Source organism: uncultured Azohydromonas sp., assembly GCF_937926365.1.
GTDB lineage: Bacteria > Pseudomonadota > Gammaproteobacteria > Burkholderiales > Burkholderiaceae_C > Azohydromonas.
This window is the reverse complement of record NZ_CALAOH010000238.1, coordinates 1-18,491: the sequence shown is the minus strand read 5'-3', so window position 1 is coordinate 18,491 and position 18,491 is coordinate 1. Positions and strand designations below refer to the sequence as shown.

The 18,491-nt window shown below is 70.7% G+C and carries 17 protein-coding genes, 3 tRNA genes and 1 riboswitch; of the genes, 1 reads left to right on the top strand and 19 read right to left on the bottom strand.

Annotated features, from left to right (window positions below):
• The 19 genes from tuf to rpe form a co-directional block, all read right to left on the bottom strand.
• Positions 1-1,175 (bottom strand): elongation factor Tu (gene tuf, locus Q0741_RS26445; RefSeq protein WP_298236182.1); only part of this gene is annotated, 1,175 nt, incomplete at its 3' end.
• Positions 1,176-1,214: 39 nt separating this feature from the next.
• Positions 1,215-1,289, bottom strand: a tRNA-Thr gene (locus tag Q0741_RS26440).
• A 57-nt stretch (positions 1,290-1,346) separates the two neighbouring features.
• Positions 1,347-1,420 (bottom strand) — tRNA-Gly (locus Q0741_RS26435).
• 111 nt (positions 1,421-1,531) lie between these two features.
• Positions 1,532-1,617, bottom strand: a tRNA-Tyr gene (locus Q0741_RS26430).
• A gap of 208 nt (positions 1,618-1,825) precedes the next feature.
• Positions 1,826-2,551 (bottom strand): uracil-DNA glycosylase, encoded by a 726-nt coding sequence (locus Q0741_RS26425; protein WP_298236181.1) that lies wholly within the window; start codon positions 2,549-2,551, stop codon positions 1,826-1,828.
• Positions 2,552-2,697: 146 nt separating this feature from the next.
• Complete coding sequence (gene trpC / locus Q0741_RS26420; RefSeq protein ID WP_298236180.1) at positions 2,698-3,486, bottom strand: indole-3-glycerol phosphate synthase TrpC; 789 nt, start codon at positions 3,484-3,486, stop codon at positions 2,698-2,700.
• Entirely contained in the window at positions 3,483-4,520 is a 1,038-nt protein-coding gene (gene trpD, locus Q0741_RS26415; RefSeq protein WP_298236179.1) for an anthranilate phosphoribosyltransferase, read from the bottom strand. Before trpD ends, trpC begins: the two co-directional genes overlap by 4 nt.
• A 23-nt stretch (positions 4,521-4,543) precedes the next feature.
• Positions 4,544-5,611 (bottom strand): low-specificity L-threonine aldolase, encoded by a 1,068-nt coding sequence (gene ltaE, locus Q0741_RS26410; RefSeq protein ID WP_298236178.1) that lies wholly within the window; start codon positions 5,609-5,611, stop codon positions 4,544-4,546.
• On the bottom strand, positions 5,608-6,198 hold the full coding sequence (locus tag Q0741_RS26405; protein WP_298236177.1) for an aminodeoxychorismate/anthranilate synthase component II: 591 nt from the start codon (positions 6,196-6,198) through the stop codon (positions 5,608-5,610). The genes ltaE and Q0741_RS26405 overlap by 4 nt, the downstream gene beginning before the upstream one ends.
• An 11-nt stretch (positions 6,199-6,209) precedes the next feature.
• The gene (gene trpE / locus Q0741_RS26400) at positions 6,210-7,685 is read right to left on the bottom strand and encodes an anthranilate synthase component I (RefSeq protein WP_298236176.1); all 1,476 of its coding nucleotides are present in this window, start codon (positions 7,683-7,685) and stop codon (positions 6,210-6,212) included.
• 287 nt (positions 7,686-7,972) lie between these two features.
• Positions 7,973-8,647 (bottom strand): phosphoglycolate phosphatase, encoded by a 675-nt coding sequence (locus Q0741_RS26395; protein ID WP_298236175.1) that lies wholly within the window; start codon positions 8,645-8,647, stop codon positions 7,973-7,975.
• Positions 8,648-8,832: 185 nt separating this feature from the next.
• Positions 8,833-10,251 (bottom strand): YsnF/AvaK domain-containing protein, encoded by a 1,419-nt coding sequence (locus tag Q0741_RS26390; protein WP_298236174.1) that lies wholly within the window; start codon positions 10,249-10,251, stop codon positions 8,833-8,835.
• Between the two features lie 67 nt (positions 10,252-10,318).
• Positions 10,319-10,741: a DUF2382 domain-containing protein gene (locus tag Q0741_RS26385; RefSeq protein ID WP_298236173.1), complete on the bottom strand. Its 423-nt coding sequence runs from the start codon at positions 10,739-10,741 to the stop codon at positions 10,319-10,321.
• 101 nt (positions 10,742-10,842) lie between these two features.
• Positions 10,843-12,432 carry a bifunctional hydroxymethylpyrimidine kinase/phosphomethylpyrimidine kinase gene (locus Q0741_RS26380; protein WP_298236172.1) on the bottom strand — a complete coding sequence of 530 codons (1,590 nt, stop codon included), beginning with the start codon at positions 12,430-12,432 and terminating at the stop codon, positions 10,843-10,845.
• The gene (locus Q0741_RS26375) at positions 12,429-13,256 is read right to left on the bottom strand and encodes a thiazole synthase (RefSeq protein ID WP_298236171.1); all 828 of its coding nucleotides are present in this window, start codon (positions 13,254-13,256) and stop codon (positions 12,429-12,431) included. The genes Q0741_RS26380 and Q0741_RS26375 overlap by 4 nt, the downstream gene beginning before the upstream one ends.
• Before the next feature lie 31 nt (positions 13,257-13,287).
• Complete coding sequence (locus tag Q0741_RS26370; protein ID WP_298236170.1) at positions 13,288-13,503, bottom strand: sulfur carrier protein ThiS; 216 nt, start codon at positions 13,501-13,503, stop codon at positions 13,288-13,290.
• Positions 13,500-14,561: an FAD-dependent oxidoreductase gene (locus Q0741_RS26365; RefSeq protein WP_298236169.1), complete on the bottom strand. Its 1,062-nt coding sequence runs from the start codon at positions 14,559-14,561 to the stop codon at positions 13,500-13,502. The genes Q0741_RS26370 and Q0741_RS26365 overlap by 4 nt, the downstream gene beginning before the upstream one ends.
• 3 nt (positions 14,562-14,564) lie before the next feature.
• Positions 14,565-16,430 carry a phosphomethylpyrimidine synthase ThiC gene (gene thiC / locus Q0741_RS26360; RefSeq protein WP_298236168.1) on the bottom strand — a complete coding sequence of 622 codons (1,866 nt, stop codon included), beginning with the start codon at positions 16,428-16,430 and terminating at the stop codon, positions 14,565-14,567.
• Between the two features lie 71 nt (positions 16,431-16,501).
• A riboswitch (TPP riboswitch) is annotated at positions 16,502-16,612 on the bottom strand.
• An 80-nt stretch (positions 16,613-16,692) separates the two neighbouring features.
• Positions 16,693-17,373 (bottom strand): ribulose-phosphate 3-epimerase, encoded by a 681-nt coding sequence (rpe, locus tag Q0741_RS26355; protein ID WP_298236167.1) that lies wholly within the window; start codon positions 17,371-17,373, stop codon positions 16,693-16,695.
• Between the two features lie 415 nt (positions 17,374-17,788).
• On the opposite strand from rpe, the gene Q0741_RS26350 reads away from it, so the two are divergent.
• Positions 17,789-18,491, top strand: a 703-nt coding sequence (locus Q0741_RS26350) for a hypothetical protein (protein WP_298236166.1), incomplete at its 3' end; no start/stop codon positions are given.

Genomic DNA, 18,491 nt, shown 5'->3' with positions numbered 1-18,491 from the left:
GCCACGACGCCGGCGCCGACGGTACGGCCGCCTTCGCGGATGGCGAAGCGCAGGCCTTCTTCCATGGCGATCGGGGCGATCAGCTTGACGGTGATGGAGACGTTGTCGCCGGGCATCACCATTTCCTTGTCCTTGGGCAGCTCCACCGCGCCGGTCACGTCCGTGGTACGGAAGTAGAACTGGGGACGGTAGTTGTTGAAGAACGGCGTGTGACGACCGCCTTCATCCTTGGACAGCACGTACACCTCGGCGGTGAAGTGCGTGTGCGGCTTGATCGAGCCGGGCTTGCACAGCACCTGGCCGCGCTCGACGTCCTCGCGCTTGGTGCCGCGCAGCAGGATGCCCACGTTGTCGCCGGCCTGACCCTGGTCCAGCAGCTTGCGGAACATCTCCACGCCGGTGCAGGTGGTCTTCTGCGTGGCACGGATACCGACGATCTCGATTTCCTCGCCGACCTTGATCACGCCGCGCTCGACGCGACCGGTCACCACGGTGCCGCGGCCGGAGATCGAGAACACGTCTTCCACGGGCATCAGGAACGTGCCGTCCACGGCGCGCTCGGGCGTGGGGATGTAGCTGTCCAGCGCCTCGGCCAGCTTCAGGATGGCCTGCTCGCCGAGCTCACCCTTGTCGCCTTCCAGCGCCAGCTTGGCCGAGCCCTTGACGATGGGGGTGTCGTCGCCGGGGAAGTCGTACTTGCTCAGCAACTCGCGCACTTCCATCTCGACGAGCTCCAGCAGCTCGGCGTCGTCGACCATGTCGCACTTGTTGAGGAAGACGATGATGTAGGGCACGCCCACCTGACGCGCCAGCAGGATGTGCTCGCGGGTCTGGGGCATCGGGCCGTCAGCGGCCGAGCACACCAGGATGGCGCCGTCCATCTGCGCCGCGCCCGTGATCATGTTCTTCACGTAGTCGGCGTGGCCGGGGCAGTCCACGTGCGCGTAGTGCCGGTTGGCCGTCTCGTACTCCACGTGCGCGGTGTTGATCGTGATGCCACGGGCCTTCTCTTCCGGAGCCGCGTCGATCTGGTCGTACGCCTTGGCCTCGCCGCCGAACTTGGCCGACAGAATGGTCGTGATCGCCGCCGTCAGCGTCGTCTTGCCATGGTCCACGTGGCCGATCGTGCCCACGTTGACGTGCGGCTTGGTCCGCTCGAACTTACCTTTTGCCATGCTCAGCTCTCCTGGCGATCAAACGAGTTCACTGTTGGGTGGTGCCCATGACGCGGATCGAACGCGTGACCTCTCCCTTACCAAGGGAGTGCTCTACCACTGAGCCACATGGGCATCGGCACAGGTCTAGGCTCTTCATCAGAGCCCACACCACTGCCGAAGCGTGATCGCTGGAGCGGGAGACGGGAATCGAACCCGCGTCATCAGCTTGGAAGGCTGGGGTTCTACCATTGAACTACTCCCGCCCTGGGAGTCGGACAGCACCCCCACTGCAACCGAAGTCATCGACCGCAGCAGAGCCGCCGCTCCGACCGCGCTGCGTTAGCGATTCGCAGCACGGCTGAATTTGTTTGCCTTGGTGGAGGAGGCTGGATTCGAACCAGCGTAGGCGTAAGCCAACAGATTTACAGTCTGCCCCCTTTAGCCACTCGGGCACCCCTCCGAGGCAAGACCAAGACTATAACACCGTAAAAAAAGAATGCAAAGCCTTTCGAAGAAAAATTTCTGAGGATCGCAGCAGTCGCTCCACAACGCAGCCCCTAGTTGCGCCGAACACCCCCTGCAAACGTCGGTTCACGTTCCCGCTTTACCCAAGGCGGCCCACTGCAAGCCGCTCCGGATCGGCCAGGCCAATCCAGCCGCCGCCCCTGTCACAGCCGCCAGTCGATCCCCCTCCCCCGCTCGGCCAGGAAGGCACTGGCCTTCCCGAAGTGCCCGTTGCCGATGAACGGAATTGGCGGCTTCGTCGCCGCCAGCGGCGAGGGGTGGTTGCTCACCAGCACCAAGTGATCGCGGCCCGCAGCCTCGATCAGCGGCCGCTTGGCCTGCGCATGCGCACCCCAGAGCATGAAGACCTTGGGCTGCGCCTCCTCCGCCGCAGCACGGATCAGCGCATCCGTCAGCGCCTCCCAGCCGCGCTTGGCATGACTGGCCGGTTTGCCCTCCTCCACCGTCAGCGTCGTGTTGAGCAACAGCACACCGCGCTGCGCCCACGCCACCAGATGGCCGTGGCGCGGCGGCTTGAGCCCCAAGTCGCGCTGGATCTCCTTGAAGACGTTGCGCAGGCTCGGCGGCGGCGTCACCCCCTCAGGCACCGAGAAAGCCAGCCCCTCGGCCTGACCGGCGCCGTGATACGGGTCTTGCCCCAGCAGCACCACGCGCGTCTGCGCCAGCGGCGTGAGCTCCAGCGCCCGCAGCGGCCGCGCCGGAAACACGGTCGCCCCGGCCGCTAGCCGCTGCTCCACGAAGCTCACCAGCGCCTGCCCGGCGAGCGAGTCCAGCCAGCCGTCCACGACGTGCTGCCAGCCGGGGTCGATGCCATGCAGCTGCGCCTCCAGGGGCGGCTGCAGGCGATTGAGTTGTGAGATGTCGTCCATGGCGCAAGCCTAGGGCCACACAGGTCCGCCGCGCGCCGCGGCCGCCATTCCCCCGCCGGCACATCGACTGCGCCCATGAAAAAGCCTGTCCGCGACCTCCTGCGAGGCCCCGGACAGGCTCGACAGACCGCTTCAGCGGCGCAGAATCAGCCGAACAGCGCCCGCAGTGCCGCGCCCGGGTCCGGGGCGCGCATAAAGGCCTCGCCGACCAGGAAGGCGTGCACGTCGGCGTCCCGCATGCGATGCACGTCCGCCGGCGCCAGGATGCCGGACTCCGTTACCAGCAGCCGCTCGGCCGGCACGCGCGGCAGCAACGCCAGCGTGGCGTCCAGGCTGACCTCGAAGGTGCGTAGGTTGCGGTTGTTGATGCCCACCAGCGGCGTCTTGAGCTTGAGCGCCCGATCCAGTTCCTCGCCGTCGTGCACCTCCACCAGCACCGCCATGCCCAGCGCCTGCGCCTGCGCTTCCAGGTCAGCCATCTGTGCATCGTCCAGGCAGGCGGCGATCAGCAGGATGCAGTCCGCCCCCATCGCCCGCGCCTCAAACACCTGGTAGGCATCGACCATGAAGTCCTTGCGCAGCACCGGCAGCGCGCACGCGGCGCGCGCCTGGCGCAGGTAGTCGGCATGGCCCTGGAAGAAGCCTTCGTCGGTGAGCACGCTCAGGCAGGCCGCGCCGTGGCGCTCGTAGCTGGCGGCGATCTCGGCCGGCACGAAGCTCTCGCGCAGCACGCCCTTGCTCGGACTGGCCTTCTTGACCTCCGCGATCACCGCCGCCTGCCCCGCCGCCACCTTGGCGCGCAGCGCGCCCACGAAGTCGCGCTGGCCGCCCAAGGCTTCCGCCTCGCGGCGCACCACCTCCAGCGGACGCACGGCCCGCGCCGCCGCGACCTCCTCGTGCTTGACCGCGACGATCTTGTTCAGGATGTCGCTCATGCCGCGCTCCCGCCCTGCTGCGTGGCAACCACGAAGGCCTCCATCTTGGCCTTGGCCGCGCCGCTGGCCAGCGCTTCGCGCGCATGCTCGATGCCCTCGGCGATGGAGGCCGACACGTCCGCCGCGTACAGCGCCACGCCGGTGTTGAGCAGCACGATGTCGCGCGCCGCGCCCGGCCGGTTGTCCAGCACGCCGCGCAGCATCTCCAGCGACTGCTGCGGCGTCTCCACGCGCAGCGCGCGGTTGCTGGCCATGGGCAGCCCGAAGTCCTCGGGATGGATTTCGTACTCCTCGATCCCGCCGTCGCGGTACTCGCCCACCATCGTGGCCGAGCCCAGCGACACCTCGTCCATGCCGTCGCGGCCGTAGACCACCATCGCGTGCTTCGCGCCCAGGCGCTGCAGCGCGCGCACCTGGATGCCGACCAGGTCCGGGTGGAACACGCCCATCAGGATGTTGGGCGCGTCGGCCGGGTTGGTCAGCGGCCCCAGGATGTTGAAGATCGTGCGCACGCCCAGCTCCTTGCGCACCGGCGCCACGTTCTTCATGGCCGGGTGGTGGTTCGGGGCGAACATGAAGCCGATGCCCGTGCGCTCGATGCAGCGCGCGATCTCCGCCGGCGCCAGGTCCAGCCGCACACCCAGCGCTTCCAGCACGTCGGCGCTGCCGCTCTTGCTGGAGACGCTGCGCCCGCCGTGCTTCGAGACGCGCGCGCCCGCGGCTGCGGCCACGAACATCGAGCAGGTGGAAATGTTGAAGGTGTGGGCCCCGTCGCCACCCGTGCCCACGATGTCCACCAGGTGCTCGCGGTCGGCCACCGGCACCTTGGTCGAGAACTCACGCATCACCTGCGCCGCGGCCGTGATCTCGCCGATGGTTTCCTTCTTTACACGCAGCCCGATGAGCAGCGCCGCCATCATCGGCGCACTCATCTCGCCGCTCATGATGCGGCGCATCAGCGCCAGCATCTCGTCGTGAAAGATCTCGCGGTGCTCGATGACGCGCGTCAGGGCTTCGGTGTTGGTGATAGGCATCCCAGGCCTCCAGGCAGTCGTTGTCAGTTGTCGCGCACGCAGAACTCGCGCACGGCAGCGATGGCGCGCTCCACGCCCGTGGCATCCACATCCAGGTGCGTGACGAAGCGCAGGCCAATCAGCCCCGTGGCCAGCACGCCCCGCGCGCGCAGGTGCGCCAGCAGCGCCTCGCCGCGCCCGCCGGCCACGTCCACGAAGACGATGTTGGTCTGCGGACGCTTGACCGTCAGGCCCGGCAGGCCCTCCAGCCCCTGAGCCAGGCGCGCCGCCAGCGCGTGGTCCTCGGCCAGGCGCTGCACGTGGTGCGTGAGCGCGTGGTCCACCGCTGCCGCCAGCACACCGACCTGGCGCATACCGCCGCCAACCATCTTGCGCACGCGCCGCGCGCGGGCGATCAGCTCGCGCGCGCCGCACAGCATCGAGCCCACCGGCGCCCCCAGGCCCTTGCTGAAGCAGACCGAGACGGAGTCGAAGTGGCGCGCGATCTCGGCCGGCGCCACGCCCGACGCCACCGCCGCGTTGAACAGGCGCGCGCCGTCCAGGTGCGTCGTCAGCCCGCGCCGGCGTGCCAGCGCCGTGGCCGCCTCCACGTAGCCGGCGGGCAGCACGTTGCCGTTCCAGGTGTTCTCCAGGCACAGCAGCCGCGTGCGCGCGAAATGCTCGTCATCAGGCTTGATGGCGACCTCGATGTCCGAAAGGAGCAGCGTGCCGTCCGGCTGCTGCGGCAGCGGCTGCGGCTGGATGCCGCCCAGCACCGCCCCACCGCCACCCTCGTAGCGGTAGCAGTGCGCGAGGTTGCCGGCGATGTACTCGTCGCCGCGCCCGCAGTGCGACAGCAGCGCGCACAGGTTGCTTTGCGTGCCGCTGGCCATGAAGAGCGCGTCCTCCTGGCCCAGCAGCGCCGCCACGCGCGCCTGCAGCGCGTTGACCGTGGGGTCGTCGCCGAACACGTCGTCGCCCACCGGCGCGGCCAGCATCGCCGCGCGCATGGCGGCGGTGGGACGCGTGACGGTGTCGCTGCGCAGGTCCACCACGTCCGGCGCGCCCACCGGCACCGCTGCCGCGGCGCTGCCGTAGCTCACCGTGCTCATGCCGCGCGGCTCATTTCGATGAAGTTGCGCAGCATCGCGTGCCCGTGCTCGGAGAGGATGGACTCGGGATGGAACTGCACGCCCTCCAGCGGCGTGCGCGTGCCCGCCAGGTCGCGATGCCGCACGCCCATGATCTCGCCGTCATCCGTCCGCGAGGTGACGATCAGCTCCTGCGGCAGGGTCTCGCGCTCGATGGCCAGCGAGTGGTAGCGCACCACGTCGAAGTCCTGCGGCAGCCCGGCGTACACGCCCGCCCGGTCGGTGTGGATGGTGCTCACCTTGCCGTGCATCTGCACCTGGGCGCGGATGATCTTCCCGCCCAGCGCGGCACCGATGCTCTGGTGCCCCAGGCACACGCCCAGGATCGGCAGTTTTCCCACGAAGTGCTGGATGGCAGGCACGCAGATGCCGGCTTCCGCCGGCGAGCACGGCCCCGGCGACAGCACCAGCTGGTCGGGCTTGAGCTCCGCGATGCCTTCGAGCGTGATCTCGTCGTTGCGGAACACGCGCACTTCCTCGCCCAGCTCGCCGAAGTACTGCACCAGGTTGAAGGTGAAGGAGTCGTAGTTGTCGATCATCAGCAGCATGGCGGTCTCCTTCAGAAGCCTTCTTCAACGAGTTCAGCGGCGCGCAGCACGGCCCGCGCCTTGGCCTCGGTTTCCTTCCATTCCAGCTCGGGTACCGAGTCCGCCACCACGCCGGCCGCCGCGGCCACGTACAGCACCTGGTCCTTGACGATGCCCGTGCGGATGGCGATGGCCACGTCCATGTCGCCGGCGAAGCTCAGGTAGCCGCAGGCGCCGCCGTAGATGCCGCGCTGCACCGGCTCCAGCTCGTCGATGATCTCCATGGCCCGGATCTTGGGCGCGCCGGAGAGCGTGCCCGCCGGGAAGGTGGCGCGCAGCACGTCGAGGTTGTTGGTGCCGGGTTTCAAGAGCCCTTCGACGTTGCTGACGATGTGCATCACGTGCGAGTAGCGCTCCACCGCGAAGGCTTCCGTGACCTTGACGCTGCCGGTCTGGGCGATGCGGCCAATGTCGTTGCGCGCCAGGTCGATGAGCATCAGGTGCTCGGCGCGCTCCTTCGGATCGGCCAGCAGTTCCTTCTCGTTGGCGGCGTCCTTCTCCGGCGTGGCGCCGCGCGGCCGCGTACCGGCCAGCGGGCGGATCGTGACCTTCTCGCCCTCGGCCACGTGCTCGTGCCGCACCAGGATTTCCGGCGAGGAGCCGACGATCTGAAACTCGCCCAGGTCGTAGAAGTACATGTAGGGCGAGGGATTCAGCGAGCGCAGCGCGCGGTAGAGAGACAGCGGACTCTCGGTGTAGCGCTTCTTCAGGCGCTGCCCCAGCACCACCTGCATGCAGTCGCCCGCGGCGATGTACTCCTTGCAGCGCAGCACCGCCGCCTCGAAGTCGGCCTTGGCAAACTCGCGCTCGACCTCATGCGACTGCCCGCGCTTCACCGAGGGGGCGCTGACGCTGTAGCGCAGCTTGTCGGTGAGCTCGGTCAGGCGCTTCTTCGCCTTGAAGTAGGCCTCGGGCTGCGCCGGGTCGGCCCACACGATGAGGTACAGCCGCCCCGACAGGTTGTCGATGACGGCGATCTCCTCGGTCTGCAGCAGCAGGATGTCGGGCGTGCCGATGCCGCCCTCCTTCACCGTGCGCGCGAGCTTGGACTCCATGAAGCGCACGGCGTCGTAGCCGAAGTAGCCGGCCAGCCCGCCGCAGAAGCGCGGCAGCCCCGGGCGCAGCGCCGGCTTGAAGCGCTGCTGGTAGGCGGCGATGAAGTCCAGCGGGTTGCCCTCGTGGGTCTCCACCACCTGGCCGTCGGTGACGATCTCGGTCTTGAGCCCCGTGGCGCACAGCAGCGTGCGCGCGGGCAGCCCGATGAAGGAATAGCGGCCGAAGCGCTCGCCGCCGACGACGGACTCCAGCAGGAAGCTGTGCGGCCGTCCGCCGGCGAGCTTCAGGTACAGCGACAGCGGCGTTTCGAGATCGGCGAAGGCTTCCGCGATGAGCGGGATGCGGTTGAAACCTTCGGCGGCCAGGCTCTTGAATTCGAGTTCAGTGATCACGGTGCGGGCCCTCCAGGCCCGGCGGGCGCCCAAGGCAGGCGGCCCGTAAGGTCGGTGGTTCAGGGCCGCTCAGGGGCGGCCGGCTGGGGCAGGCGCCGCAGGCACGTCGTCACGACGGCCGGGGCGCAAACCAAACGTCAGGCAGGCCAGCCTCGCCAGGGCCAGGCTCCCCGGTCGATCGACCCCTTCGTCAGTTTGCGCGCCAAAAACATGATGCGTTCCAGTCTAGCAGGCTCGCGGCGCAAGCCCGAGGCCCGGGGAGGGACGCATTGAAACAGGGCCTTCGCTCAGGGGCGTTGCCGCAGCGCCGCCAGGTCCAGCGCGTCCAGCCGGTCCACGTGCGCCTCGGCGCGCAGCTCGCGCACCGGCTGGCCGTGGTTGTAGCCGTAGCTCACCAGCACCAGCGGGCAGCCCGCGGCATGCGCGGCCTCGGCGTCGTTGCTGGAGTCACCCACCATCAGCGTGCGGCCGGGCGCCGTGCCCAGCGCCTCGCAGGTCTTGAGCAGCGGCAGCGGATCGGGCTTCTTGGCCGCGAAGGCGTCGCCACCGAAGACGAAGGTGAAGAAGTGCTCGATGCCCTTGGCCGCCAGCAGCGGCCGCGCGAAGGCGCCGGGCTTGTTGGTCAGGCAGGCCAGCTTCAGCCCCGCCGCCTGCAATTGCCGCAAGCCTTCCACCACGCCGGGATAGAGCTCGGAATGCCGGCCGTTGATGGCCAGGTAGTGGTGCTGGTAGCGCGCGAAGGCGGCGTCGAAGCGCTCCGGCGCGGCGCCCGCGTGCGCCAGCGTGCGGCGGATCAGGTGCTCCGAACCCTTGCCCACCGTCTGTTCGACGAAGTGGCGCTCCACCGCCGGCAGCGCCAGGTCGGCCAGCATGGCGTTGAGCGCGACGACGAAGTCGCCCAGCGTGTCCACCATCGTCCCGTCGAGGTCGATGATGGCGGCGTCCAAACGAAGAGCATTCACGGCGAGTCCTACGGCAGCAGTCGACAAGGGCCCGCAATGTAGCGGCTACCCGGCGGCGCCCCGCGCACACGGGACTTGAGTCCCGCATGCCGCAAACGCGAAACCCGGCACGAGCCGGGCTTCTCTTGGTGGCAGGACCCAGGCCGCAGGCCGCCCACGAGGCGGCCTGCGGCCCAGGGCGGGCGTTACTGGGTCATGCGATCCCAGCCACGGCGCACCGCACCCTTCATGCGCTCCCAGGTGCCGCCGGGATAGCGCGTCTCCCAGTCGCGGCGCGCGTCGGCTTCGACGGCATCCCAGTCGCGGCCGGCGTAGCGCGCATCGCTGCGCAGCGTGTGGCCGTAGCGGTAGGCCGGCTCGTAGTCGTCGTAGGTGCCGCCCAGGCTGGCGTAGTTGGTCTGCCAGTCGCGGCGGTAGTAGTCGTCGTCATAGGCCGAGCCGCGCTGCATCGAGTCCGGCGTCATGGCGTCCTTGGTGCGCTCCCAGCCGCGGCGCACGGCGCCCTTCATGCGCTCCCAGGTGCCGCCGGGATAGCGCGTCTCCCAGTCGCGGCGCGCGTCGGCTTCGACGGCATCCCAGTCGCGGCCGGCGTAGCGCGCGTCGCTGCGCAGCGTGTGGCCGTAGCGGTAGGCCGGCTCGTAATCGTCGTAGCTGCCGCCCAGGCTGGCGTAGTTGGTCTGCCAGTCGTTGCGGTAGTAGTCGCTGTCGAAGGCCCCGGCGCGGCTGCCCGCCAAGTTCTCGACCTCGACCTCGGTGCTGCGCACCGTGTCGCGGACCTGCTCGGTGCGCTGCTCCACCGTCTTGCCCACGCGCACCTCTTCCACCACGCGCGCGGTCTTCTGCACCACGGGCTGCTCGGCGGTCTCGCGGACTTCGATGGTGCGGTCCTTGAGGTCCGCCAAGTCGGCGGCGGTGGCCGGACGGTCCACCGGGCGGCGCTCGACCTGCGCATGCTCCTCACGCAGCTGCACGGTCTCGTTCACCGGCGTCTCGACGGTGCGCGAGTACACGCGCACGCCGCCCGTGCTCACCGCGCGCTTGCCGACCTGCAGTTCCTCGCGCACCACCGGGATCACGCCCTCGGTGTCGCCCGTGGCGCGCACGCGGGCCGTGGCCTCGTTGCCCAGCGTTTCGCCCAGCGTGGTGCGGTCGCGGTCCAGCGTGGTGTTGGTGGCGGCAGCCGCGGTGCTGGGCGTGGACAGGGCGTCATCGCTCCAGCCCTCGGAGCGCCAGGACTCGACGCGCTCGTCGATGTCCACCGCGCCGGAGCTCTGCAGCGTGTCGCGCACCTGGTCCAGCCGCGCGTCGTCGTCCACGTCCACCTTCACCACCGCCGCGCCGCGGCGCACGGCCTCGGCGTAGTGGCCGACCTCGCGGTCATCGTCCGGCCCGAACAGGTCGGCAAAGAAGTTGCGCACGCGACCCATCACGCCGGTGTCGGCGTGCGTGGTGGTCGTGTCGGTGGCCGCGGTGCTGCCCAGCGTGGTGTCGTCGGAATGCGTGACGTGCACGCAGGCCGGGTCGATACCCGTATTGGCCAGGGCCTGCGCTGCGCGCTGGGCCTCGGCATCCGAATCGAATACGCCAACGACGGTCTGTCTCATTTCCGGACTCCTTGGTTTGCGAGCGGGCCAAGCCCGCAGGCAGTTGCAGCTGGTTCGCGACGAGCCTTCAGGCGTTGTCGACCTCGGTCCAGGAACCATCGGCCTGGCGCCGCTCCACCACCGCACGTTGCCGCCGCAGCGGCACCTGTTCGGTGTGCGACGTGGTGAAGCGCTGGCGGTGCAGGCGGATTTCCTCCTTGAGCACCAGGCGGCGCTCAATCACCTCTTCGTAGACCGGCACCACCAGCACTTCGCCCTCGGTCCACGGCTCGCGCGTCTGCGCCACCGCCACACCCACGGGCACCCGCTCCACCACCACGCTCTCCTGCTCCAGCGAGTGCTCCAGCGTTTCGCTGTGCTCCTCGGTGAGCACCCGCACGCGCAGCACGCCGACCTCCTCGGTCCGCGTGTTCACGTGCAGCTCTTCCCTGACCACCGGCAAGGTCACCGGCAGCTCGGGGTCGGGGGAGGCGGGGTTTTGAGGGCTCATCACATCACCAGCTTGGGAGCCCTGATCCGGCAAGCCCTGTGCCCAGGTGATGGCCCGGGCCGGCTTGGAGACGGCCGGGGGATGCACACCCGGCCGCCTGGTCAGTCCTCGCGTTCGAGGCTGGGATGCGGCAGCGCCGGCACTGGCAGCGCCGGCGCGGCGCGCCCTTGCCTGAGCGCCGACTGCAGCGCCGGCACCGTGCGCGCCGGCTCCTCGCCCAGCACGCGCACGGCGCACAGGCCATCGGCCCCGCAGCGCGCGGCCTGCTCGAACTGCGCCGCCTCCAGCAGCCCGCCGATGGCCACCACCGGCGCCGGCGCCATGGCGCACCACCACGCGAGGTTGTCCAGCCCCTGCGGACGCCAGGGCATGGCCTTGGTCAGCGTGGGCCACACCGGGCCGCAGGCCAGGTAGCGCGGGCGCAGCGTCGCGGCGCGGCACAGCTCCCACAGGCTGTGCGTGCTGATGCCCAGCTTCAGCCCGCTGTCCCGCAGCGCCCGGCGGCCCGCGTCGCCCAGCGCCATCAGGTCTTCCTGCCCCAGGTGCACGGCCTCGGCGCCCAGCTCCAGCGCCAGCCGCCAGTGGTCGTTGACGAACAGCTCCGCCCCCGCCGCGCGGCAGGCCGCGATGCCGGCGCGGATCTCTTCGGCCAGCGCAGCGTGCCAGGCCGCATCGGGCTGCGGCGGCGTCTTGATGCGCAGCTGCAGCGTGCGCACCCCCGCCGCCAACGTCTGGCGCACGCGCGCGGCGCTGTCCACGATGGCATAGAGGTCCAGCGGATGCGCCGCCGTGGCACCGGGGGAGGCGTCCCTGGGCCCGAACTCCGGCTTCTCGCCCCAGCTCATGCGCGGCAGCAGCGCCGGCTCCAGGCCGAAGCCGGGCCGCGCGCGCACCGGTCCCGCGCCCTGCCCGGCCGCGCCGCCGTGGCGCAGCGCCTGCGCCGTGGCCATCTTGGCCAGCACCGCGGCGTCGGCCGGCACGAAGCCCAGCGCCAGCGCGCAGGCCAGCGCGGTGGCGAAGCTGCAGCCCGTGCCGTGCGTGTGCGGCGTGGCCTGGCGCGGCAGCGCCAGCCAGCCCTCGGCCTGCGGCGTGGCGATCCAGTCCAGTGCCTCCTCGCCGTCCTGCGCGCTGTCGCCGCCGGTGATGCACACGCTGCGCGCGCCAAGTTGCGCCCGCAACGCGCGCGCCAGCGCGGGCGCGGTGGACGCGTCGTTGCCGCCAGCCAGCGCCTCGCCCAGCAGCGCCACGGCTTCGCGCCGGTTGGGCGTGATCACGGTGGCGCGCGGCAGCAGCAACTCGCGGTAGGCGCGCAGCGTGGCCTCGTCCACGAAGCCGGCGCCGGTGCTGGCGCCCAGCACCGGGTCCACCACCAGCGCCAGCGGGCCGCGCGCGCGCAGCCGGTCCACCCAGCGCGCCACCAGCTCCACTTGCGCCACACCGCCGAGCAGGCCGGTTTTCAGCGCCCTGGGCGGCATGTCGCCTTCCAGCGCCAGCAGCTGCGCCTCGATCAGCTCGGGCGCCAGCGGCTCGATGCGCGTGACGGCGGTGGAGCTCTGCGCCGTCACGGCGGCCACCACCGGACACAGGTGCAAATTGAAAACGTCGGCCATGCGCTGGTCGGCCGACAGACCCGCACCGCCGCCGCTGTCGGTGCCGGCGATGCTCCAGACGATGGGCAACATCGCGCTCATCCCAGCAGCACCGGTTCGCTGCCCACGGGGGTGCTGGGCACGGCGAAGTCCTGCTTGGCCATCACGCCGGCGCGCCAGGCGTTACGGCCGGCGCGCACCGCGTCGCGGAAGGCGGCGGCCATGCGCACCGGGTCGCGCGCCTGCGCCACGGCCGAGTTCAGCAGCACGGCGTCGAAGCCCAGCTCCAGCGCCTGCGTCGCGTGCGAGGGCGCGCCCAAGCCGGCATCGACGATCAGCACCGCATCGGGCAGCCGCTCGCGCAGCGTGCGCAGCGCGAAGGGGTTCAGCAGCCCCTGCCCCGAGCCGATGGGCGAGCCCCAGGGCATCAGCACCGCGCAGCCCGCGTCCAGCAGGCGGCGGCACAGCACCAGGTCGTCGGTGCAATAGGGGAAGACGGTGAAACCTTCCCTCACCAACTCGGTGGCGGCCGACAGCAGCTCGAAGGGATCGGGCTGCAGCGTGTGGTCGTCGCCCGTGACCTCCAGCTTGACCCATGGCGTGCCATACAGCTCGCGCGCCATGTGCGCGAGCTGCACCGCCTCGCGCGCACTGCGGCAGCCGGCGGTGTTGGGCAGCAGCCGCGCGCCGTTGGCGCGCATGGCCTCCTGCAGCAGGTGGATGAAGCCGTTGTCGCCGGCGGCGTGCAGCGTGCGCTTGAGGCCCACCGTCACCACCTGCGTGTGCGCGGCGCGCAGCGCGTCGTGCAGCACCTGCGGCGAGGGATAGCCCGCGCTGCCGAGGAAGAAGCGGCTGCCCAGCACGGCATCGGCGATGCGCAGCGGATCGTCGAAGCCGGGGGCGGTGGTGGCGTCGTGGGAATGCATGACGGTTCCTGGGAGAGAGGTCGGACGGCCCTCAGCCGCCGACGATGGGTTTGAACAGCAGCACCGCGTCGCCGGGCTGCAGCGCCCGGTCGCGTTGCCCGCGCGGCACGAAGCGGCCGTTGAGCGCCGTGCCCACGCCTTCGCTGGCATGGCCCAGGCGCTGCACCAGCTCGGCCAGGGTGCAGGGCGCCACCTGGCAGGGCACGCCGTCGAGCTGGATCTCGATGGTCCGCACCTCTTCGCTCATGCCGCGGCCTCCAGCGCCGGCACCAGCGCCGCGCGCGCCAGCGCCTCCTCCACCAGCGCGGGCGCCAGCAGCCAGCCGTGGCGGAACAGGCCGTTGAGGCGCAGCAGCCCGTCGCCGAGCTCGGTGCGCGGCTCGTTGTCGGGCAGGGCCGGGCGCAGGTTGCGGTCCAGCCGCTCGATGCGCGCCTCCGCCAGCGCCGGCATCACGCTGTGCGCGGCGCTCATCAGCTCCACCGCGCTCTTGAGCGACACCGGCGAGCGGTCCTCGCTCTCCACCTCGCTCGCGCCCAGGATCAGCAAATCGGCCGAGCGCGGCACCAAGTACACGCGATGGCGCGGATGCAGCAGCCGCACCGGCCGCGTAAGGCCGTGCCCGGCCAGGCGCAGCCACACGGTTTCCCCGCGCACGCCGCGCACCGGCAGCGCCGGGCGCGCGCCCGCGCCGCGCACGTCGATGGCGAGGTCGAAGGCCAGGGCCTCGCCGCCCTCCAGCGTCAGCCGCCCCGGCGACACGTCCGCCACGCGGGTGCCCCAGCGCCAGCCCACGCCACGGACCTGGCGGTGCAGCTGCTCCAGCGTGGCGACGGTGTCGATCTGCCCTTCCTGGGGCAGCAGCCAGGCGTTGGCCGCCTGCAGCGCGGGCTCCAGCTCGGCGAGCGCGGCGGGCGCCAGCGCCTGCGGCGTGGGAAAGCCCGCCGGCGCCGTCTCCAGCCGCGCCAGCACGCGCTGCGCCGCGCCCAGGTCGCCGCGGTGCGCCAGCATCAGGCTGCCGCGGCGGCGCATGAGTGCGGGCGCATCCAGTGCCTGCGCGACGGCCTGCCACAGCCCGATGGCGCGCCAGCCCTGCGCGGCCAGCGCCGGCGTGGCGTTGTCCAGCTCGGCCAGCGGGCTGAGCATGCCCGCGGCGGTGAAGCCGGCCGCGCCCGTGCCGTCGAAGGACGGCGCGGGCCCCGCGGCCGGATCGAACACCGTGACGCGATGGCCGCCCCGGGCCAGCCGCCATGCCAGCAGCCGGCCCAGCAGCCCCGCCCCGGCGATGCCGATGCAAAGGCCCGCCATGGCTCAGCCCTTCGCGATGGGGATGTAGAGCTCGCCGCCCGAAGCCTTGAACTCCGCGGACTTCTGCGCCATGCCGGCGTCGGCGGCCTGCTGCGCGGCGTAGTCGCGCACCTCCTGCGTGATCTTCATCGAGCAGAACTTGGGGCCGCACATGCTGCAGAAGTGCGCCACCTTGGACGAGTCCTTGGGCAGCGTCTCGTCGTGGAATTCGCGCGCGGTGTCGGGGTCCAGGCCGAGGTTGAACTGGTCGGTCCAGCGGAACTCGAAGCGGGCCTTGGAGATCGCGTCGTCGCGCGCGCGCGCGGCCGGATGGCCCTTGGCCACGTCCGCGGCATGCGCGGCGATCTTGTAGGCGATGATCCCCTGCTTGACGTCGTCGCGGTCGGGCAGGCCCAGGTGCTCCTTGGGCGTGACGTAGCACAGCATCGCGGTGCCCATCCAGCCGATCATGGCCGCGCCGATGGCCGAGGCGATGTGGTCGTAACCGGGTGCGATGTCAATCGTCAGCGGGCCCAGCGTGTAGAACGGCGCCTCGTGGCAGTGCTTCAGCTGCTCGTCCATGTTGGCCTGGATCATGTGCATGGGCACGTGGCCGGGGCCTTCGATCATGGTCTGCACGTCGTGCTTCCACGCGATCTGCGTGAGCTCGCCCAGCGTGCGCAGCTCGGCGAACTGCGCTTCGTCGTTGGCGTCCGAGGCGCAACCCGGGCGCAGGCCGTCGCCCAGCGAGAAGGCCACGTCGTAGGCCTTCATGACTTCGCAGATCTCCTCGAAGTGCTCGTACAGGAAGCTCTCGCGGTGGTGCGCGATGCACCACTTGGCCATGATCGAGCCGCCGCGCGAGACGATGCCCGTGCGCCGGTTGACGGTCATCGGCACGAAGGGCAGCCGCACGCCGGCGTGGATGGTGAAGTAGTCCACCCCCTGCTCTGCTTGCTCGATCAACGTGTCGCGGAAGATCTCCCACGTCAGGTCCTCGGCGATGCCGCCCACCTTCTCCAGCGCCTGGTAGATCGGCACCGTGCCGATGGGCACCGGCGAGTTGCGCAGGATCCAGTCGCGCGTGGTGTGGATGTCGCGCCCGGTGGAGAGGTCCATCACGTTGTCCGCGCCCCAGCGGATGGCCCACACCAGCTTTTCCACCTCCTCCTCGATGCTGGAGGTCACGGCCGAGTTGCCGATGTTGGCGTTGATCTTGACGCGGAAGTTGCGCCCGATCGCCATCGGCTCCACCTCGGGGTGGTTGATGTTGGCCGGGATGATGGCGCGCCCGCGCGCCACCTCGTCGCGCACGAACTCGGGCGTGATCAGGTCCGGGATGTGCGCGCCCATGGGGTTGCCGCGGCGGCGCTGCTCGCGCTGCGCGTCCGAGAGGTACTCGGCCATCCACTCGCGCCGGCCGTTCTCGCGGATGGCGACGTACTCCATCTCGGGCGTGACGATGCCGCGGCGCGCGTAGTGCATCTGCGTGACGTTGCCGCCGGCCCTGGCGCGGCGCGGCCGGCGCTGCAGCCCCGCGGCCTGCTCGCGGATGGTGGCGATGTGCTCGCCGTCGCGGGCCTTGCCGCCGTCATCGATGGCTTGGCGCTCGCGCCCGGCGTAGCACTCGCTGTCGCCGCGCTCCTCGATCCAGGCCGCGCGCACGCTGGGCAGGCCGCGGCGCACGTCGATCTCGGCCGTCGGGTCGGTGTAAGGGCCGGAGGTGTCGTAAACCGAGACGGTCTCGCCGTTGGTCAGCGCGATGTCGCGCTGCGGCACGCGCAGGTCCGGCCGCGAGCCGGTGATGTAGGCCTTGCGGGAGGCGGGCAGCGGCTCGCGCGTGAGGCCCAGGCGCTGGGCCAGGTCAGGCAGGTCGTGGGGGGCGTTCATCGGGACTCCTTCGCAAGTGGTGCTGCTCCGAAGGTCGTCCCGGCTCCCGCAAAGCCACTGGGGCCACGGGATACAAGGAGGAGGGCTCTTCTTCCGCCGGTACTAACCGGTTCAAGTTCGCGGGTTTGGTTGAATTCACCATCTCAGCAAGGCCAACAGGCCTTGCACCCCGGAGCGCTGCGCAGTGTGGGCCCGGTGCGTGACGCGCGTCAAGCGGAAATTTGCAGCGGCGCCGGCCCCGAACGCCGCTTCGGTTGCAAGATCAACGGGCCAGCTGTTCGCGCATGGCGTCGATGACGCCCTTGTAGTCGGGCTGGCCGAAGATGGCGCTGCCGGCCACGAAGGTGTCGGCGCCGGCATCGGCCACGCGGCGGATGTTGTCCACCTTGATGCCGCCGTCCACCTCCAGCCGGATGTCGCGCCCGCTGGCGTCGATGATCTTGCGCAGCCGCTCCACCTTGCGCAGCGCGCTGTCGATGAAGCTCTGGCCGCCGAAGCCGGGGTTCACGCTCATCACCAGCACCAGGTCCACCTTGTCGATGACCCACTCCAGCACGTCGATGGGGCTGGCCGGGTTGAACACCAGGCCGGCCTGGCAGCCCTCGGCCTTGATCAGCTGCAGCGTGCGGTCCACGTGCGTGCTGGCGTCGGGGTGGAAGCTCACGAGGTCGGCGCCCGAGCGCGCGAAGGCCTGCGCCAGCGCGTCCACGGGCTGCACCATCAGGTGCACGTCGATGGGCACGCGCTGCCCTTCGGGCGTGACCGCGTGCGGGCGCAACGCCTGGCACACCATCGGCCCGAAGGTCAGGTTCGGCACGTAGTGGTTGTCCATCACGTCGAAGTGGATCCAGTCGGCGCCGGCGGCAATCACGTTGCGCACCTCCTCGCCCAGGCGTGCGAAGTCGGCGGAGAGGATGGAAGGGGCGATGCGGTAGGTGGTCATGACGGCGGGCGAAGAAAGGTGAAAAGCGGGCAGAAATTCTAGGTTGCGCCCCTCGGACGTCCGGCCCGCGCAAGGAGACAAGACTTAACATTTGCTTTCTCAGCAAATTTCTTTGTTTCATTTCGCCGGTGAACCTGGGCCCCCGCGCCTGCCCGGAACCCGGATGTCCCGCCATGTCCGCACGCCCTCCCCTGGCCCGTTTTCTCGTGGCGTTGCGACGCCTGCCGCGCTTGGCCGGGTGGCTGCCGCTGCTGTGGCTGACCGCCTGCGGCACGGTGAAGTACACGGTCGATGACGGCCGCCCGGTCAACGAGGAGTTGCTGGCGCGGCTGCGCCACTACGGCCATGCCGAGCAGGTGGTGCGGCCGGCCATCGCACGCAGCGCCGAGTTGCGCGACCCCGTGTGCGACCAGCAGTGGGAGCTGCCGATCTCGGTGGCGAGGCCGTCAAGCAGCTCATCCAGCAGGCCAGCGCCAAGCTGCGCTCGGAGCTCGGCAACGCCGCGCAGCGCGTCACGCGGGCGCAGGCCATGGCCGCCATGGAACGTTCCGCCGCCAACCGTGGCTCGCTCAGCGGCGTGGCCTGGATCGCCTCCACCGTGTTCGACCGCGCCGATGGCTGGGCCTGGGAGCGCATGAAGCGGCTGGGCGAGGACCCGGTGGCGGCCTTCACGCTGCACCAGAAGCTGATGGAGAAGGACCTGGCGGAGAACGCCCTGCTGCTGGACCCGGAGCGGCTGGCCGCGCTGGAAGGCATCGCCCGCGCCCAGGGCCGCGGCGAGGCCGTGACGGCGGCGCTGCAGGGCCTCACCGCCGAGGAGCTGCTGCTGGATCTCTCCGACATGCCGCTGGCCTCCGCGCCGCCGCGCTTCTCCTACGAGGACGCCGCCTCGCGCCCGGCCGCTGCCGCCCGGCCCGGCCCGGCCCGGCCTGGTCGAAGCCATGCTCGAACTGCCCATCGAATCCAAGGACAAGCCGTGAAACCGTCCGCCCCCAAGCCTCCCAGGGCCGCCCTGCAGCGCCACGCGCCGTCGCGCGGCGTGGCGTCCCGCCGTCCGTCCCGGCCCGCGCCGCCGCCGCGCGGGGATGAGGGCTGGCGCCAACGCCTCGGCACCGCGC

What these genes read in the sequence shown, in the direction of transcription:
- Q0741_RS26390 (WP_298236174.1), bottom strand. Translation starts at nt 10,251, where the DNA reads ATGAGACAGACCGTCGTTGGCGTATTCGATTCGGATGCCGAGGCCCAG.
- Q0741_RS26365 (WP_298236169.1), bottom strand. Translation starts at nt 14,561, where the DNA reads ATGGCGGGCCTTTGCATCGGCATCGCCGGGGCGGGGCTGCTGGGCCGG.
- trpD (WP_298236179.1), bottom strand. Translation starts at nt 4,520, where the DNA reads ATGCCTATCACCAACACCGAAGCCCTGACGCGCGTCATCGAGCACCGC.
- Q0741_RS26370 (WP_298236170.1), bottom strand. Translation starts at nt 13,503, where the DNA reads ATGAGCGAAGAGGTGCGGACCATCGAGATCCAGCTCGACGGCGTGCCC.
- rpe (WP_298236167.1), bottom strand. Translation starts at nt 17,373, where the DNA reads ATGACCACCTACCGCATCGCCCCTTCCATCCTCTCCGCCGACTTCGCA.
- Q0741_RS26380 (WP_298236172.1), bottom strand. Translation starts at nt 12,432, where the DNA reads ATGAGCGCGATGTTGCCCATCGTCTGGAGCATCGCCGGCACCGACAGC.
- Q0741_RS26375 (WP_298236171.1), bottom strand. Translation starts at nt 13,256, where the DNA reads ATGCATTCCCACGACGCCACCACCGCCCCCGGCTTCGACGATCCGCTG.
- ltaE (WP_298236178.1), bottom strand. Translation starts at nt 5,611, where the DNA reads ATGAGCACGGTGAGCTACGGCAGCGCCGCGGCAGCGGTGCCGGTGGGC.
- Q0741_RS26385 (WP_298236173.1), bottom strand. Translation starts at nt 10,741, where the DNA reads ATGAGCCCTCAAAACCCCGCCTCCCCCGACCCCGAGCTGCCGGTGACC.
- Q0741_RS26405 (WP_298236177.1), bottom strand. Translation starts at nt 6,198, where the DNA reads ATGCTGCTGATGATCGACAACTACGACTCCTTCACCTTCAACCTGGTG.
- Q0741_RS26425 (WP_298236181.1), bottom strand. Translation starts at nt 2,551, where the DNA reads ATGGACGACATCTCACAACTCAATCGCCTGCAGCCGCCCCTGGAGGCG.
- trpC (WP_298236180.1), bottom strand. Translation starts at nt 3,486, where the DNA reads ATGAGCGACATCCTGAACAAGATCGTCGCGGTCAAGCACGAGGAGGTC.
- thiC (WP_298236168.1), bottom strand. Translation starts at nt 16,430, where the DNA reads ATGAACGCCCCCCACGACCTGCCTGACCTGGCCCAGCGCCTGGGCCTC.